We start from the raw sequence: 15772 nt of genomic DNA, 5'->3' as shown, positions 1-15772 counted from the left end.
GCTACACGTCGCGCTTCTCCAGCACGAAGAAGGCGAAGCCCAGCACCACCGCGGTGGCGCCGAGCGCGATCCACAGCGGGTCCCAGCCGCTGGGGCCGCTGTCGGTGAGCGACGAGGAGTAGAAGACCCCGAGCTGGCTGGGGATCGAGTACTCGAACAGCGCCTCGCGCAGGTCCTGCAGGGACTCCGAGAACATGAACAGGGCGATCACCAGCGGGGCCAGCAGCACGCCGATCATGATGGTGATGGCGCCCGCGGAGTGCCGGATCACCGAGCCGACCGCGAGGGAGACCAGGCCGAGCAGCGCCAGGTAGAGGGAGACGCCGACGGTGGCTTTGAGCCACTCGCCGCCGGACGGCTCCCGCGCCTCGGTCAGCACCGCGGTGTCGACCAGCGCGACCAGGAACGTCGACACCAGGGTCACCACGAACGCCACGGCGAAGAACACGATCGACTTCGCGGCGAGGACCCGGCCGCGCGAGGGGCACGCCACGGTCGTCGTGCGGATCATGCCGGTGCCGTACTCCGAGGCCGTGGTCAGCACGCCGAGGGTGATGACGCACATGCTGCCCAGGAGCAGCCCGAAGAAGCCCATGGACAGGGGGTTCTCGCCGTCCAGGCTGCCGTCGGAGGCGTTCGCCGCGACCAGCAGCGCGGTCATCAGGCCGATGCCGATGACCAGCAGCACGTACACGCCCAGCGTCCACATCGTGGAGCGCACGGACCGGATCTTCGTCCACTCCGAGGCGACGGCGTGCCCGAGGTGCGTGCGCACCACCGGGATCGGCGAGGTGTAGCCGGGGTACGGCGCTCCGCCCGGGGCCTGCTGGAGGACGGGCGCGGCCTGCGGCGAGGGGGACTGGGGGCTGCTCATCGGTCGTCCTCGGGCTGGGTCGGGGCGTCGTGCGGAGCGGAGGCGGCGGCCGGGGCGGCGGCGGGCGACGCCACGGGCTGCGCGACGGGCGTCGCGGGCGCCTCCACGGGGGCCGCGGGCGCCTGGGCCGGCTGCTGCGGGGCCGGCTGGGCGTACGGGTTGCCGGTGTGCGGCACCGGGCCGGTGCCCGGGGCGACGGGGGCGCCGTAGCCGGGCGCGGGGGCCGCGGGACCGCCGTAGCCGGGCGCCGGGGCGGCCGGGGCGCCGTAGCCCGCGTAGGGGCCGCCGGGCGGGGTCTGGCCGGGCTGGGGCGGCGGCGGGGCGTACCAGCCGGGCTGGCCCTGGCCGGGCACCGGCACGGGCGGCGCGGCGCCCGGCGGCAGCGGCTGCATCAGGCCGGACTTCTGGTCGGCCGTCGAGCGGTAGTCCACGGCGCCCTGCGTCATCCGCATGTACGCCTCCTCGAGCGACGCCTGGTGCGGCGACAGCTCCCACAGCCGTACGTCGGCCTCGTGGGCGATCGCGGAGATGCGCGGCAGCGCCAGTCCGGTCACGCGCAGCGCGCCGTCCTGCTCGGGCAGCACGTGCCCGCCCGCCTCGGTCAGCGCGGAGGTCAGCTTCTCGCGCTGCTGCGGCTCGCTGTCGGGGGTGCGCACCCGGGCGAAGCCCGCGGAGTTCGCCTCGATGAAGTCCCGCACGCTCATGTCGGCCAGGAGCTGGCCGCGCCCGATCACGATGAGGTGGTCGGCGGTCAGCGCCATCTCGCTCATCAGGTGCGAGGAGACGAAGACCGTGCGGCCCTCCGCCGCGAGGGCCTTCATCAGGTTGCGCACCCACAGGATGCCCTCGGGGTCGAGCCCGTTGACCGGCTCGTCGAACAGCAGCACCTGGGGGTCGCCGAGCAGCGCGGCGGCGATGCCGAGCCGCTGGCCCATGCCCAGGGAGAAGCCCTTGGAGCGGCGCCGGGCCACGTCCTGCAGGCCCACCACGCCCAGCACCTCGTCGACCCGCCGGGCCGGGATGCCGGAGAGCTGGGCCAGGGACAGCAGGTGGTTGCGGGCCGTGCGGCCGCCGTGCACGGCCTTGGCGTCCAGCAGGGCGCCGACGTGCCGGGGCGCGTTGGGCAGCCTGCGGTACGGGTAGCCGCCGATCGTCACCGAGCCCGCGGTGGGGTTGTCCAGGCCGAGGATCATCCGCATCGTCGTCGACTTGCCCGAGCCGTTCGGCCCGAGGAAGCCGGTCACGGCACCGGGCCGGACCTGGAAGGACAGGTTGTACACAGCGGTCTTGTCGCCGTAGCGCTTGGTCAGGCCGACTGCTTCGATCATGCTCCGCACCCATCGAAAGGTTCAGGACAGCGGGCGCACGCGCCCCCGTAAGGGTTAGGAGGATATCCAGCCGCTGACGGTTCCGCCCAAGGGGAAGTAAAACCCCGGCGTCCGGGGCCGCCGGGTCACGCGTCCCGCTTCTTCAGCAGCACGAGGCCGCCGAGCAGCGCCGCGAGCACCCACAGCCCCATGATCCCCAGCCCGCCCCAGGGCCCGTACGGGGTGTCGTCGTCGAGCGGGGTCACCACCTGCATGATCTTGCTGCCGGCCTGGTCGGGGAGGTACCGGCCGACCTTCTTGGTCGCGCTCACGTTGCCGAGGATGGTGGAGATCAGGAAGAAGAACGGCATCAGGATGCCCAGGGAGAGCATCGGCGAGCGCAGCATCGTGGCGACGCCCATGGAGAACACGGCGATCAGGGTCATGTAGAGACCGCCGCCGATGACCGCCCGCAGCACCCCGGGGTCGCCGATCTGCGCCCGGTGCGGGCCGAGCATCGCCTGGCCGAGGAAGAACGCCGCGAAACTGGTCGCCAGGGCCACCACCAGTGCCAGCCCCGTGGCCACCGCGATCTTGCTCAACAGGAACGAGGCGCGCTGCGGCACCGCGGCGAGCGAGGTGCGGATCATGCCGGTGCTGTACTCGTTGGAGACCACGAGCACCCCGAACACGATCATCGCGAGCTGCCCGAGGCTCATCCCGGCGAAGCTGATGAACGTCGGGTCGAAGGACAGCCGGTCCCGCCGGCTCATGCTGTCGAACTCGTTCTTCGACAGCGCGGAGATCAGCATGCCGAGCGCGATGGTCACGACCACGGCGAGGGACAGCGTCCACACGGTGGACGCGACGGAGCGGATCTTCGTCCACTCGGACCGGACGACCTGGGTCACCGCCATGCTCAGCCCTTCTTCCAGTCGTCGCCCCACTGCGGCGCCGACGGCGCGTCGCTGTGCGCGTGGTACTCCACCGACTCCGCGGTGAGCTGCATGAACGCCTCCTCCAGCGACGCCTGCTGAGGACTCAGCTCGTGCAGCACGACGCCGTGCCGGGCGGCCAGTTCGCCGAGCTGCTCCGCCTTGCCCCCGTCGACCTCCAGCGCCCCACCGCCCGCCTCCACCACGGTGACGCCCGCCTCGTGCAGCACGTCGAGCAGCCGCTCGCGCTGCGGGGTGCGGACGCGGACGTAGGAACGGGAGTTGCGCGCGATGAAGTCGGCCATGGAGGTGTCGGCGAGCAGCCGGCCCTGGCCGATCACGACGAGGTGGTCCGCGGTGAGGGCCATCTCGCTCATCAGGTGCGAGGAGACGAAGACGGTGCGGCCCTGCGCGGCCAGGGATTTCATCAGGGTGCGGATCCAGTGGATGCCCTCGGGGTCGAGCCCGTTGACCGGCTCGTCGAACATCAGGATGCGCGGGTCACCGAGCAGCGCCGCGGCGATGCCGAGCCGCTGGCCCATGCCCAGCGAGAAGCCCTTGGCCTTCTTCCGGGCGACCGCGGTCAGGCCGACCGTGTCGAGCACCTCGTGCACCCGGGCCCGGGGGATGCCGTTGCTCTGCGCCAGGCACAGCAGGTGGTTGAAGGCGCTGCGGCCGCCGTGCACGGCCTTGGCGTCGAGCAGGGCGCCGATGTACGTCAGCGGGTCCTTGAGCTGGTCGTAGTGCTTGCCGTCGATCCGTACGTCACCCGCGGTGGGCCGGTCCAGGCCCAGCATCATGCGCATGGTGGTGGACTTCCCGGCCCCGTTGGGCCCGAGGAAGCCCGTGACGATGCCGGGTCTGACGGTGAAGGTGAGGTCGTTCACCGCCATCTTCCCGCCGTACCGCTTGGTCAGCCCCTCGAGCTCGATCATGCGGCCACGCTATGACCCGCGTTCGCCCGATGCCACCCGGGCGGGTGGAGGGAGACCGGCTTCGGCCGCGACGGCCGGGTACGACGAAGGCCCGCGCCCCCGGGAGGGAGGCACGGGCCCACGGTCGGTCGTTTACCGCGTCTGCTGGGCCGGGACCCCGCGGGAGATCGGCTCGTCGTCCGTGGCCGGCGTGCCGGCCGCGGCCACCGCGGCGCCGGTCAGCGTGGCGAGCATCTCGCGGACGTTCGTGAGCTGGGCGTTGATGGAGTCGCGACGGTTCGTCAGCGCCGCCAGCTCGCGCTCGGATTCCGAACGGATCCGGTCGGCCTTGGCGTTGGCGTCGGCCACGATGTCCTCGGCCTGGCGCTGGGCGGTCTCCACCGTCTGGCGGGCGCGGCGCTCGGCGTCGGTGCGCAGCTTCTCGGCCTCCAGGCGGAGCTGCTCCGCGCGGTGCTCGATCTCCGCGAGGCGCTTCTCGGCCTTGGCCTGACGGGACGCCAGGTCACGCTCGGACTGCTCGCGGCGCTTGGCGAGGTTCGTCTCGAAGTCGGCGGCGGCCTGCGCGGCCTTGGCGCGGGTCTCCTCGAAGAGGGCGTCGGCCTCCTCGCGCTTGGACTGCGCGTCCTTCTGGGCCTCGGAGCGGAGCTGCGAGGCGTCGCTCTTGGCCTTCTCGACGATCCGGACGCCCTCGTCCTCCGCCTTGGCCTTGCGCTCCGCGGCGAACGACTCCGCGTCGTTGCGGACCTGCTGGGCCGCCGACTCGGCGAGCTCGCGGTGCTGCTCGGCCGCGCGGCGGGCCTCCTCGCGCAGGTCCTTGGCCTCTTCCTCGGCCAGCCGGAGGATCTTCTCGACGCGTGCGCCGAGACCCGCGTACGACGGCTCCGCGTCGCTGACGGCGGCCTGGGCGTTCTGCGTCTCGAGGTGGAGCTCCTCGATGCGCTTCTCCAGGGCGGTGATGCGGGCCAGAGCACTGTCACGGTCGGAGACGAGCTTGGAGATCCGTTCGTCCACCTGAGCGCGGTCGTACCCACGCCGCACAAGCTCGAAGCCGTAGGGGGAAGTGTCGCTCATGGGGTTCCTGTCGAATGAGACCGGTGAGGTGATAGGTGGAATCCTAGGCGCCGATGCGGTGTGTCATCGAGCGGATGCAGTTTTGATCTGGAGAATGACACCCCTTTAGGGTGGCTCGCCGCCGGACGGCTTGCCAATGACGTGGGCAAAGGCCCCAGACTTCAACGGAATGGGCATCCACCGCTAGTTCTCCGGCGACTTGCCACCCGATCGGGGGGCGCCGACCGTCGCGCCGGCCTTGACCCCGCCGTCCTTGCCGGCCGCCGGCGCCTCGAACGACTCCAGCGCCTCCAGGACGTCCTGCACCCGGGAGATCTCGGCGTTGATGTCCTCGCGCCGGCGCACCAGGATCTCCAGCTCGCGCTTGCCCTCCTCGACCGTGCGCCGGGCCTCGCGGATCGCCTCCGCCTTGAGCTCCTCGGCCTCCCTGACCAGGGTGGCCTTCTTCTGCTCGGCCTCCTTCAGGAGCCCCTCGGCCTTCTTGACCGCGGCGATGCGCACCTTGCCCGCCTCGGAGTTGGCCTCCGAGACGATCTCCTTGGCCTTCGCCTGCGCCTTGGCGAGCTGCTCCTCGGCCGCCTTGATCAGCGCGTCGCAGCGGTCGCCGGTCGACTTCATCGTCTCGGCGGCCTCCCGGCGGGCCCGCTCGTGCAGCTCCTCGATCTCGGACGTGAGCCGCTCGCGCAGCTCCTCCGCCCGCTCCCGGATGGCCGTCGCGTCCCGGCGGGCCCCGACCAGCAGCTCGTCGGCGTCCGTACGGGCCTTCTCCACCAGGGAGTTGCCCTCCACGGTCGCCTCGGACACGATCCGGTCGGCCTCCGTGCGGGCCGCGCCGACCATCGTGTCGGCCTGCGACTCGGCGTCCGCCGTGGTCTTCAGCGCCTGCTGCTGGGCCTCGGTGAGCAGCTTGTCGGCCTCGGCCGTGGTCTCGGAGATGAGCTTGTCGACCTGCTCGGCGGCCTCCGAGCGGCGCTTGTTGGCCTCCCGGCGCGCCTCGTCCAGCGTGCGGTCGGCCTCCTGGCGCGCGGAGTTGACGAGGCGTTCGGCCTCGGTGCGCGCCTCGGTGCGCACCCGGTCGGCCTCGGTGCGCAGCCGCTCCGCGTGCGCCTGCGCGGAGCCGACCGTCTCGGCGGCCTCGGCCCGCAGCCGCTCCGCCTCGTCGGTGGCCTCCCCGATGAGCTGCTCGGCCCGGGCGACGGAGTCGGCCCGCACCCGCTCCGCCTCGGCGGCCGTCTCCGACTGGAGCCGCTCGGCCTCGGCGAGGGTGTCGTTCTGCAGGCGCTCCGCCTCGGCGCGCGCTTCGGTGATGAGGGTGTCCGCCTGGGTCGCCGCGTCGGAGCGGATCCGGTTGGCGTCCTCGCGGGCGTCCGCCCGGGTGCGCGCGGCGGCCTGGTCGGCCTCGGCGAGCGCGTCCGAGGCCTCGGTGCGCACCCGCTGGGCGTGCGCGGACGCCTCCGAGCGCAGCCGGTCGGCCTCCGTGATCGCCTCCCCGACGGTCCGCTCGGCCAGGGCCTTGGCGGCCTCGGTCTCCTCGCTCGCCTCGCGCCGCAGCCGGGTGGCGTCCTCGCTGGCCCGCTCCCGCTCGGCGTAGGCGTCGGCGCGGACCCGGTCCGCCTCCTCCTCGGCCTCCCGGCGCGTGCGGTCCGCCGCGTGCTCGGCGGCGGAGCGCAGCCCGGCGATCTCCTCCTGGGCCTGCTCGTGCAGCCCGGCCACCGAGTCGCGCACCTGCTGGGCGTGCAGCTCGGCCGCCGACACCATCTCGGTGGCGCGCCGGTCGGCCTCCTCCACCAGGCGGATCGCCTCGGCCTGCGCCTCCTCCACGCGGGTGCGCGCCGACGCCAGCAGCTCCTCGCTCTGCTCGCGGGCCCGCTCGCGCTCCTGGTCCGCCTCCTGGCGGGCGGCGCCGAGCAGTTCCTCGGCCTCCCGCCGGCGGCGGGCGGCCTCCTCCTGGGCGGCGGCCAGCGTCTCGGACGCCTCGGCGGCCAGCCGCTCGGCGGCGGCCTGGGCCTCGGCGCGCACCCGGTCGGCGGTGTCCTGGGCCTCCGACTTCAGCCGCTCGGCCTCCCCGGCGGCCTCCGAGCGCAGCCGTACGGCGACGGCCTCGCCCTCGGCGCGCGAGGCGGACGCGTCGGCGGCGGCCTCGTCGCGCAGCCGCTGGGCCTCGGCCTCGGCCTGCTCCTGCAGCGCGCGGATCCGCTCGGCGGCCTCCGAGCGCAGCCGGTCGATCTCCTCGCCGGCCTCGTGGCGGATGCGGGCCGCCTCCTCGCGGGCCTCGGTCAGCGCCTGCTCGGCGGAGGCCAGCCGGGTCTCGGCCTCGCCGTGCAGCCGGGTCAGCTCGGCGGCGGCCTCGGCCTGCCGGGCCTCCACGGCCCGCTCGGCCTCCTCGCGCAGCTCGCGCGCGGCCCGCTCGGCGTCCGCGGTGAGCGCCTCGGCCTGCTCGGCGGCCTCGGCGCGGTGGCGCTCGGCCTCCTTGCGGGTGCGCTCCAGGGTGTCCTCGGCCTGCCGGCGCAGCGTGGTGGCGCGCTCGATGGCCTCGGTGCGGACCTTCTCGCTGTCCGCCGTCGCCTTCTGGCGCAGCTCGTCGGCGTCCGCCTTGGCCTTGGCGAGCAGTTCCTCGGCGGTCCTCGCCGCCTCCTCGATCTGCTGGACGGCCTCCTTGCGGGCCTCCGCGCGGATCTTCTCGCCCTCGGCGACCGCGTCCGAGCGAAGCTGCTCGGCCTCGCCGCGCAACCGCCGTGCCTCCTCCTGGAGTTCGACGGTCTTGGCGCGGTACTCCTCGGTGTCGTCCTTCGCCGCGCCCTTGAGCTGCTCGGCGATGTCGTGCGCCTCGGCGCGCAGCCGGTCCGCCTCGGCCTCGGCCTCGGAGCGGATCCGCTCGGCCTCCTCGGCGGCGGCCCGGGTGGTGCGCCGGGCGTCCTCCTGCGCCTTGTTGAGGACGTCCTCGGCGGTCCTCGCCGCCTTCGACAGCTGGGTCGCGCTCTCCTCGGCGGTGATCGTGCGGGCCTTCTCGGCGGCCTCGGCGACCAGCTTCTCCGCCTCGGCGCGCGCGTCGGCGAGGGCCTGCTCGGCCTCCGCCTTGGTGACCTCGGCCTCCTTGGTGGCCTCCTCGACCAGCCGGGCGACCTGCTCCTTGGCGGTCCGGGTACGCGTCTCGTTGGCGGCCTCGGCGGTGGTGAGGGCCTTGGCGGCGGCCTCCTTGGCCTCGGCGAGGACCTTCTCGGCCTCGGCCTGCGCCTTGCGCAGCGCCTCCTCGGCCTCGGTCATGCGCTGCTCGGCGGCGCGGCTGAGCTCCTGGGCCTGGCGGCGGGCGGTGTCGGACTCGCTCACCGTGGAGGAGCGCAGCGCCTCGGCGTGCTCGGTGGCCTCCTGGGCCTGGGTGGAGGCCGCGTTCAGCAGGCGCTCGGCGTCCGTGCGGGCGCGGCGCAGGATCTGCTCGGCCTCGGTGCGGGCCGACTCGGCCTCGCTCTGGAGCCGCTCGCGGGCCTCCCGGGTCAGCCGCTCGGCCTCGGCGCGGGCGGCCGCCATGGCCTGCTCGGCCTCGGCGCGGGACTCCTCGAGCAGCCGGCGGGCCTGCGACTCGGTGCGGGCGCGGAGCTGCTCCGCCCACGCCACGTTCTCGTTGACGTGCGACTCGACGGTCTGGCGGCGCTCGGCGAGCTCCTGGTCGAGCTGCTGGCGCCGGGCCACCGCCTCGGCGTGCAGCTCCGCCTGGAGGCGCGCGGCCTGCTCGGCGTGCTCCTGGAGGATGCGCTGGGTCTGCGCCCGGGCCTGGCTCAGCTCGCGCTCGGCGTCGGCGCGGATCTGGTCGGCCTGCATCTGCGCGTTGCGCAGCAACTGCTCGGCCTGCCAGCCGATGTCGCCCCCCTCGAAGGAGGGCCGGGACATGATGGTGCGCCGCGCCTCGTGCAACTTGGCGCGCAGCACCTCGACCTGGTAGCCGAGGTCCTCGGCGTGCTGGATCGCCTTTTCCCGCTCGGTCTTCAGCCGCTTCATCTCGGCTTCGAACCGAGTGAGGTGGTCGACGTCAGCCGCCGGCTCCCGCTCCTGGCTCTCGTAGCCCCGCACTGCGCGGTCCCATCCGTCCCCTGGTCGCAAGCATTCCAACGAGCCTCGTCCATCCGCCGGACGGGGCCCCCGGGGGAATGGTGTCAGATCAACGGCGGAACCTGGGCTGCTGCCCGCCGCTCGTACCCCCGAAACCCGGACCCCGGCACGGTCCCGCCGTCGCGGACGGGACCCGGTCGCCCGCGTGGTGGCGACGACCGCCCCCAACCCTACCGGCCCTTATGTACGAGGGTCAGTGCTCAGCCGACTCAACAGGGGCCGAAGTGACCAGTTCTGTCAGGACTCCGTGGCAGTCCTTGGGGTGCAGGAAGGTGATCCGTGACCCCATGGAGCCGCGCCGCGGCTCTTCGTAGAGCACGCGCACGCCCTTGTCCCGGACGGACGCGGCGTCGGAGTCGACGTCCGCCGTGCCGAAGGCGATGTGGTGCACCCCCTCGCCGTTCTTGGCGAGCCACTTGGCGACGGTGGAGTCCTCGCGGGTCGGCTCCAGGAGCTGGAGGTAGGAGGAGCCGCCGTCGGAGGTGTCGTTGATCTTGAGCATGGCCTCGCGCACGCCCTGCTCCTCGTTGACCTCCTCGTGGAACACGGTGAAGCCGTAGGTCGAGGTGTAGAACTCGACGGTCGCGTCGAGGTCGTGGCAGGCGATCCCGATGTGGTCGATTCGCGTCAGCATGGATTCAGTGCAGCGCCCATGCCCTGGTTACGCAACGTGCGCGCGATCACACCGATGGCCCGATGACGCCGTGGACCGCACGTCAGTACATTCGAAGTAAACCCTCGTTCACTCCTCGGCCCGTGCAGGCCGGTAAGGGGATCGCAGCTCATGTCTTCTGCAACGAACACCTCTGTGATCGTCGCGGGCGCGCGCACGCCCATGGGCCGGTTGCTCGGCTCGCTCAAGTCCTTCTCCGGAGCCGACCTCGGCGGCTTCGCGATCAAGGCCGCCCTCGACCGTGCGGGGATCGGCGGCGACCAGGTGCAGTACGTGATCATGGGGCAGGTGCTCACGGCCGGGGCGGGGCAGATCCCGGCACGCCAGGCGGCGGTCAAGGCGGGCATCCCGATGAGCGTCCCGGCGCTCACCATCAACAAGGTGTGCCTCTCGGGCCTGGACGCCATCGCCCTGGCGGACCAGTTGATCCGTGCGGGTGAGTTCGACGTCGTGGTGGCCGGCGGCCAGGAGTCCATGACCAACGCCCCGCACCTGCTGCCGAAGTCCCGCGAGGGCTTCAAGTACGGCGCGGTGCAGATGCTCGACGCCATGGCGTACGACGGCCTGACCGACCCGTGGCAGAACATCCCGATGGGCGAGTCCACCGAGACGCACAACAGCCGCCTCGGCATCGGCCGCGCCGAGCAGGACGAGATCGCCGCGCTGTCCCACCAGCGCGCCGCCGCCGCGCAGAAGAACGGCCTGTTCGAGGCCGAGATCACCCCGGTGGAGATCCCGCAGCGCAAGGGGGAGCCGGTCGTCTTCAGCAAGGACGAGGGCATCCGCCCGGAGACCACCGCCGAGTCGCTCGGCAAGCTGCGCCCGGCCTTCACCAAGGACGGCACCATCACCGCCGGCTCCTCCTCGCAGATCTCCGACGGCGCCGCCGCGGTGGTCGTGATGAGCAAGGCCAAGGCGCAGGAGCTGGGCCTGGAGTGGATCGCCGAGATCGGCGCCCACGGCAACGTGGCCGGCCCGGACAACTCGCTGCAGTCCCAGCCCTCCAACGCCATCCTGCACGCCCTGAAGAAGGAGGGCCTGGAGGTGTCGGACCTGGACCTCATCGAGATCAACGAGGCGTTCGCCGCGGTCGCCGTGCAGTCAATGAAGGACCTCGGCGTGTCCACGGAAAAGGTGAACGTGAACGGTGGTGCGATCGCCCTGGGTCACCCGATCGGCATGTCCGGCGCCCGCCTGGTGCTGCACCTGGCGCTGGAGCTCAAGCGGCGTGGCGGCGGGGTCGGCGCGGCGGCGCTGTGCGGCGGCGGCGGCCAGGGCGACGCGCTGATCGTCCGGGTGGCCAAGGCGTAACCCTCGCCGCCCGCTGTACCACCGACGTACGACCGTACGACCTCTTCGTGAACGGAGCTGTGATGCAGGACGTCTCCTCGCTGGTCGCCCAGGCCAGGGAAGGCCGGCCCCGGGCCGTGGCCCGGCTGATCTCCCTGGTCGAGGGGGCGTCCCCGCAGCTCCGTGAGGTCATGGCGGCGCTGGCCCCGCTGTCCGGCAACGCCTACGTGGTGGGCCTGACCGGCTCGCCCGGCGTCGGCAAGTCCACCTCGACGTCGGCGCTGGTGAGCGCCTACCGGCGGCAGGGCCGGCGGGTCGGCGTCCTGGCCGTCGACCCCTCCTCGCCGTTCTCGGGCGGCGCGCTGCTCGGTGACCGGGTCCGGATGTCCGAGCACGCCTCCGACCCCGGGGTCTACATCCGCTCGATGGCGACCCGGGGCCACCTGGGCGGCCTCGCCTGGGCGGCGCCGCAGGCGATCCGGGTGCTGGACGCGGCGGGCTGCGACGTGGTCCTGGTGGAGACCGTGGGCGTGGGCCAGTCCGAGGTGGAGATCGCCTCGCAGGCGGACACCTCGGTGGTGCTGCTCGCCCCCGGCATGGGCGACGGGATCCAGGCCGCCAAGGCGGGCATCCTGGAGATCGGCGACGTGTACGTCGTCAACAAGGCGGACCGGGACGGCGCCGACGCCACGGCCCGGGAGCTGAACCACATGCTGGGCCTCGGCGAGGCCCGCGGCCCCGGCGACTGGCGCCCCCCGATCGTCAAGACGGTGGCCGCGCGCGGGGAGGGCGTCGACGAGGTCGTGGAGGCGCTGGAGAAGCACCGGGCGTGGATGGAGGAGCACGGGGTGCTGGCGGAGCGCCGGCGCGCCCGGGCCGCCCGGGAGGTGGAGACCATCGCGGTGACCGCGCTGCGGGAGCGGATCGGCGACCTGCACGGCGACCGCCGCCTCGGCGCGCTCGCCGAGCGGATCGTCTCGGGCGACCTGGACCCCTACCGGGCAGCCGACGAACTGGTCGCGGGCCTCACCCAGGGCTGAGCCCGCGCACGGCCCGGACGTGCCGACAGGCGGGCCTCCTCGAGGAGGCCCGCCTGTCGTTCTTCCCTGCCGCCGGTGCGCCGCTCAGGGGCGTCCCCGCTGCCCGCGCAGGTGGTCCGCGATGGGCCGCAGGGCCTTGTCCAGCTCCGCCAGGGCCTCGGGGGAGAGCAGGTCGATGAAGTGCCGCCGCACGGACGCCACATGGTGGGGCGCGACCTTCTTCATCGTCTCCATGCCGTGCTCGGTGAGGACCGCGTAGAGTCCGCGACGGTCGGACTCGCAGTTCTCCCGGCGCACCAGGTCGGCGTTCTCCATGCGGGTGATCTGGTGCGAGAGGCGGCTCTTCGACTGGAGGGTGGCGGACGCGAGGTCGCTCATCCGCATCCGGACGTCCTCCGACTCGGAGAGATTGACCAGGATCTCGTAGTCGTTCATTGTCAGGCCGAACGGCTGCAAGTCCTTCTCGAGCTGGTAGGTCAGCAGTCGGTTGACCTCCAGGTGGGTGCGCCAGGCGCACTGCTCCGCATCCGTCAGCCAGCGCGTGGCCGTCTCGGTCTCCATGAATGAAGTCTACCTAAAATGTTGAAAGGCGAACTATTGAGGGTGGTGTGACGGTGCGCACGCGTTCGATGTCACACTCCGCAGACTACCGCTCACAGCCCGAAGCGACGCTGGAGGTCTCCGAGCTGTCCGGGAAGGCGCGGTGCCCCCGCCTGCGGTCCCTGGGGGCCGTGACCCCCGCCGCCGCCGGGCACTCCCGCCTGCTGCGGGGTCCCTCCCGTGGCCTGCTCCGCCATCAGCGTCTCGGTCGACTGGAGCAGCACCGTGCCGGCCCCCACGAACTCGAACTGGTGCTCCTCCCCGGAGGCCCCGCCGAGGCCCGTCAGCGCACGTAGACCGCCCATTACGCCGGTCATGTACTGGTGGTCGTAGTGGTGGCACGGGGAGGGGCAGTCGGCCCAGCCGACCAGCGCCTGCGGATCCACCCTGAGGGGCGGTTCCATGAACACCACCGGACCGTTGGACGCGGCCACGAACTTTCCGGTTCCGATGAGCGTCAGGAAACCCGGCACGATCGATTGCTTCAGCGACAAGCTTGGCTGAAAAGCGAGCAGGTTGCCCGAGCGAATGGTCAGGTTGCCGTTCTCCAGGTCGTACGAGTTCACGTCGAAGGCCCGGTCGGCGAGGAGCATCTTGCCCGATCCCTCGGCCACCACCCAGTCGCTCGCGTGCAGAGGCGAATGGAACGACGTGCGCACCAGACGGTCGAGACGGCCGTGTCCGATGCCGTTGAACTCGATCGCCCCGTAGTAGGCGATCATCTTCCCCTTCTGCAGGAACCACTGGCTGCCCTTGAGCTCCACGCAGAACGTGTAGGAGTTGACGTTGTCGTCGACGGGCAGCGTCATCGGGTCGTACACCGTCGGCCCCGCGCCGTAGTGGGTGGTCACAGCTTCTCCTCCGACGCCTGGACGTACACCACGCCGCTGCCGCTCAGCTCCAGTTGGAACGCCTCGCCCGAGCCGCGGCCCACCATGTCCCGCCAGCCGAGCGCGGTGGACAGCCTGTTGCGCACGTCGCCGTGGTGGGCGACGTACGCCTGCGGGTCCACGTGCACCGGGCGCTGGGGGGTGATCGGGACCTCGAAGACACCGCCGTGCGCCATGACGGCCACCGCGCCGTGCCCCTTCAGGGTGGTGGTGAACAGCCCCTGGCCGCTGACCTGCCCGCGGACCATGCCCATCACCCCGCCCTGCGAGCCCAGGAACATCGTGCCCTGCTGGAGGGTGCCCTCGAAGGCGAGCAGCCGGTCGGCCTCCACGTAGAGGGTGTCGCCGGTGAGGGTGATGAGCTGGACGTGGTGGCCGCCGTGCCCGAACAGGACCGTGCCGCTGCCCTCGACGGTCATCAGGGGCGTGTCCTCGTTGGCCAGGCGCCGCCCGATCATGGACATCACGCCGCCCTGGCCGCCCTGCAGGTTGGGCGTGAAGGACACCTCGCCCCGGTACGCCAGCATGGCGCCGCGCTGGCTGAACAGCCGCTGCCCCGGCACCACGGTCGCCTCGATCATCTTGGAGTTGATCTCGCGGAAGGCCATCACACGTCCCCCGCGATCGTGTTGCGCTCGCTGGGCTGGACGTAGACCAGGCCGTCGCCCTCGAAGCGGATCTGGAACGCCTCGCCGCCGCCCTCCCCGAGGAACGTGCGGAACGTCACGCCGGACTGGAAGGACTGCCGCAGGTTCCCCTGGTGCGCGACGTACGCCCCCGGGTCCACGGACAGCGGGTACTGCGGGCTGACCCGCAGGACCACCGCCGGGCCGTCGGACGTGATCGCCGCCTGCCCGTGCCCCTCGACGGTGGTCGTGAACAGCCCGTTGCCCTGCGAGGCGCCGCGCAGGCCGGTGAACGTCGTCCCCGTCCTCAGGCCGGCGTCCGTCGCGAGCAGGTTGCTCGACTCCACGTACAGCTTGTCCCCCCGGAGTTGGACGAGGTTGATCTCGGAGGCCCGGTCCGCGAACCAGCACGTGCCCTGCCCCCTCACCTCCATCACGGTCATCTGCTCGCCGGTGAGACGCCGGGTCACCATCCCCCGCAGCCCCTCGCCGCCGCCACTGAGCTTCTTGAAGTCCATTTGTCCGTCGTACGCGACCATCGAGCCGTTCTTGGCCTTCACGGCATCCCCGGTCATGTCGACGGCGAGGACCTTGCTGCCTTGCAGTCGGAACATCGCCACGCTGCGAAAGGTAGCCGCCGGGCGGGTGGAGCGAACAGGGTCCGTGGGTGGAGACCGACCCTGAGCGCACCCCCAGGGCCGCGGTTTGCCACAATGGACGAACGCTTGTGCGTGCGTTCACAAACGCCCGACCGCCGACGCTCCCACCGAAGGTGACCCGTGGACCTCAAGACAGCCGCCGCCCTCCGACGCCTCCGCCTGGTCTCGGCCCCCGAGGCCGTGTCCTTCCTGATCCTGCTCGTCTGCTCCGTGCTGAAGCGGACCACGGACTTCAACGCGGTGCCCGTGATGGGCGCGGTCCACGGCGTGCTGTTCGTCCTGTACGTGGTCTTCTGGGCCGACGCCTGGAACCGCGCCAGGTGGCCGCTGGGCACCGCCGCGCTCTACTTCGTGCTCTCCGTGCTGCCGACCGGCGGCTTCTTCGCCGAGCGCAAGCTGCGCCGGGAGGCCGAGGACGCGGTCATCGCCGCCCGCGCCCGCAAGGAAGGGGTCGTCAACGCATGATCGTCGCCTTCTCCGTGACGCCGCTGGGCGTCGGCGAGGACGTGGGGGAGTACGTCGCCGACGCCGTGCGCGTGGTCCGCGAGTCGGGCCTGCCGAACCGCACCGACGCGATGTTCACGTCCGTCGAGGGCGAGTGGGACGAGGTCATGGACGTCGTCCGGCGCGCCGTGGCGGCGGTCGAGGCCCGCGCCCCGCGCGTGTCGCTGGTGCTCAAGGCGGACATCCGCCCCGGGGTGACCGACGGCCTCACCTCCAAGGTGGAGACCGTCGAGCGGCACCTGGCCGGGTAGCGGCCGTCCCACA

15 protein-coding genes are annotated in these 15772 nt (G+C 72.3%); 4 read left to right on the top strand and 11 right to left on the bottom strand.

What is annotated here, in order from left to right; genetic code table 11:
- Position 1: 1 nt before the first annotated feature.
- The 7 genes from E4U92_RS19720 to mce form a co-directional block, all read right to left on the bottom strand.
- Positions 2–874 carry an ABC-2 transporter permease gene (locus E4U92_RS19720; protein ID WP_137301766.1) on the bottom strand — a complete coding sequence of 291 codons (873 nt, stop codon included), beginning with the start codon at positions 872–874 and terminating at the stop codon, positions 2–4.
- Positions 871–2202, bottom strand: a complete 1332-nt coding sequence (locus E4U92_RS19715) for an ABC transporter ATP-binding protein (RefSeq protein ID WP_137301765.1) — start codon at positions 2200–2202, stop codon at positions 871–873. The genes E4U92_RS19720 and E4U92_RS19715 overlap by 4 nt, the downstream gene beginning before the upstream one ends.
- 125 nt (positions 2203–2327) lie before the next feature.
- Entirely contained in the window at positions 2328–3098 is a 771-nt protein-coding gene (locus E4U92_RS19710) for an ABC transporter permease (RefSeq protein WP_137301764.1), read from the bottom strand.
- A 2-nt stretch (positions 3099–3100) separates the two neighbouring features.
- Positions 3101–4051 (bottom strand): ABC transporter ATP-binding protein, encoded by a 951-nt coding sequence (locus tag E4U92_RS19705; RefSeq protein WP_137301763.1) that lies wholly within the window; start codon positions 4049–4051, stop codon positions 3101–3103.
- Positions 4052–4183: 132 nt separating this feature from the next.
- Positions 4184–5122: a coiled-coil domain-containing protein gene (locus E4U92_RS19700; RefSeq protein WP_137301762.1), complete on the bottom strand. Its 939-nt coding sequence runs from the start codon at positions 5120–5122 to the stop codon at positions 4184–4186.
- A 183-nt stretch (positions 5123–5305) separates the two neighbouring features.
- The gene (gene scy, locus E4U92_RS19695; protein ID WP_137301761.1) at positions 5306–9187 is read right to left on the bottom strand and encodes a polarized growth protein Scy; all 3882 of its coding nucleotides are present in this window, start codon (positions 9185–9187) and stop codon (positions 5306–5308) included.
- A 232-nt stretch (positions 9188–9419) separates the two neighbouring features.
- Positions 9420–9860 (bottom strand): methylmalonyl-CoA epimerase, encoded by a 441-nt coding sequence (gene mce / locus E4U92_RS19690; RefSeq protein ID WP_137301760.1) that lies wholly within the window; start codon positions 9858–9860, stop codon positions 9420–9422.
- A 150-nt stretch (positions 9861–10010) separates the two neighbouring features.
- Here mce and E4U92_RS19685 point away from each other — a divergent pair, with 150 nt between their 5' ends.
- Together E4U92_RS19685 and meaB are read left to right on the top strand one after the other, a co-directional pair.
- Positions 10011–11210: an acetyl-CoA C-acetyltransferase gene (locus E4U92_RS19685; RefSeq protein ID WP_137301759.1), complete on the top strand. Its 1200-nt coding sequence runs from the start codon at positions 10011–10013 to the stop codon at positions 11208–11210.
- A 62-nt stretch (positions 11211–11272) separates the two neighbouring features.
- A complete protein-coding gene (gene meaB / locus E4U92_RS19680) occupies positions 11273–12229 on the top strand; it encodes a methylmalonyl Co-A mutase-associated GTPase MeaB (protein WP_137302002.1) in 957 nt (318 codons plus the stop codon).
- An 84-nt stretch (positions 12230–12313) separates the two neighbouring features.
- On the opposite strand, the gene E4U92_RS19675 is transcribed toward meaB, so the two are convergent.
- The 4 genes from E4U92_RS19675 to E4U92_RS19660 all read right to left on the bottom strand — a co-directional run bounded on the left by E4U92_RS19675 (position 12314) and on the right by E4U92_RS19660 (position 14959).
- The gene (locus E4U92_RS19675) at positions 12314–12790 is read right to left on the bottom strand and encodes a MarR family winged helix-turn-helix transcriptional regulator (protein WP_067237209.1); all 477 of its coding nucleotides are present in this window, start codon (positions 12788–12790) and stop codon (positions 12314–12316) included.
- 92 nt (positions 12791–12882) lie between these two features.
- Complete coding sequence (locus E4U92_RS19670; protein ID WP_137302001.1) at positions 12883–13638, bottom strand: AIM24 family protein; 756 nt, start codon at positions 13636–13638, stop codon at positions 12883–12885.
- Between the two features lie 38 nt (positions 13639–13676).
- Entirely contained in the window at positions 13677–14327 is a 651-nt protein-coding gene (locus tag E4U92_RS19665) for an AIM24 family protein (RefSeq protein ID WP_137301758.1), read from the bottom strand.
- On the bottom strand, positions 14327–14959 hold the full coding sequence (locus tag E4U92_RS19660) for an AIM24 family protein (RefSeq protein ID WP_137302000.1): 633 nt from the start codon (positions 14957–14959) through the stop codon (positions 14327–14329). Before E4U92_RS19660 ends, E4U92_RS19665 begins: the two co-directional genes overlap by 1 nt.
- A gap of 165 nt (positions 14960–15124) precedes the next feature.
- Between E4U92_RS19660 and E4U92_RS19655 the strand changes: the two genes are divergently transcribed.
- Positions 15125–15469, top strand: a complete 345-nt coding sequence (locus E4U92_RS19655; protein WP_137301757.1) for a DUF3817 domain-containing protein — start codon at positions 15125–15127, stop codon at positions 15467–15469.
- Positions 15466–15759, top strand: coding sequence for an MTH1187 family thiamine-binding protein (locus tag E4U92_RS19650; RefSeq protein ID WP_030187368.1), 294 nt, complete (start codon positions 15466–15468; stop codon positions 15757–15759). The genes E4U92_RS19655 and E4U92_RS19650 overlap by 4 nt, the downstream gene beginning before the upstream one ends.
- Positions 15760–15772 lie beyond the last annotated feature (13 nt).

This window comes from Streptomyces galbus (assembly GCF_005280195.1).
GTDB classification, from domain to species: Bacteria; Actinomycetota; Actinomycetes; order Streptomycetales; family Streptomycetaceae; genus Streptomyces; species Streptomyces galbus.
The sequence above is the reverse complement of the archived record's forward strand: the minus strand, read 5'-3'. Positions and strand labels throughout refer to the sequence as shown.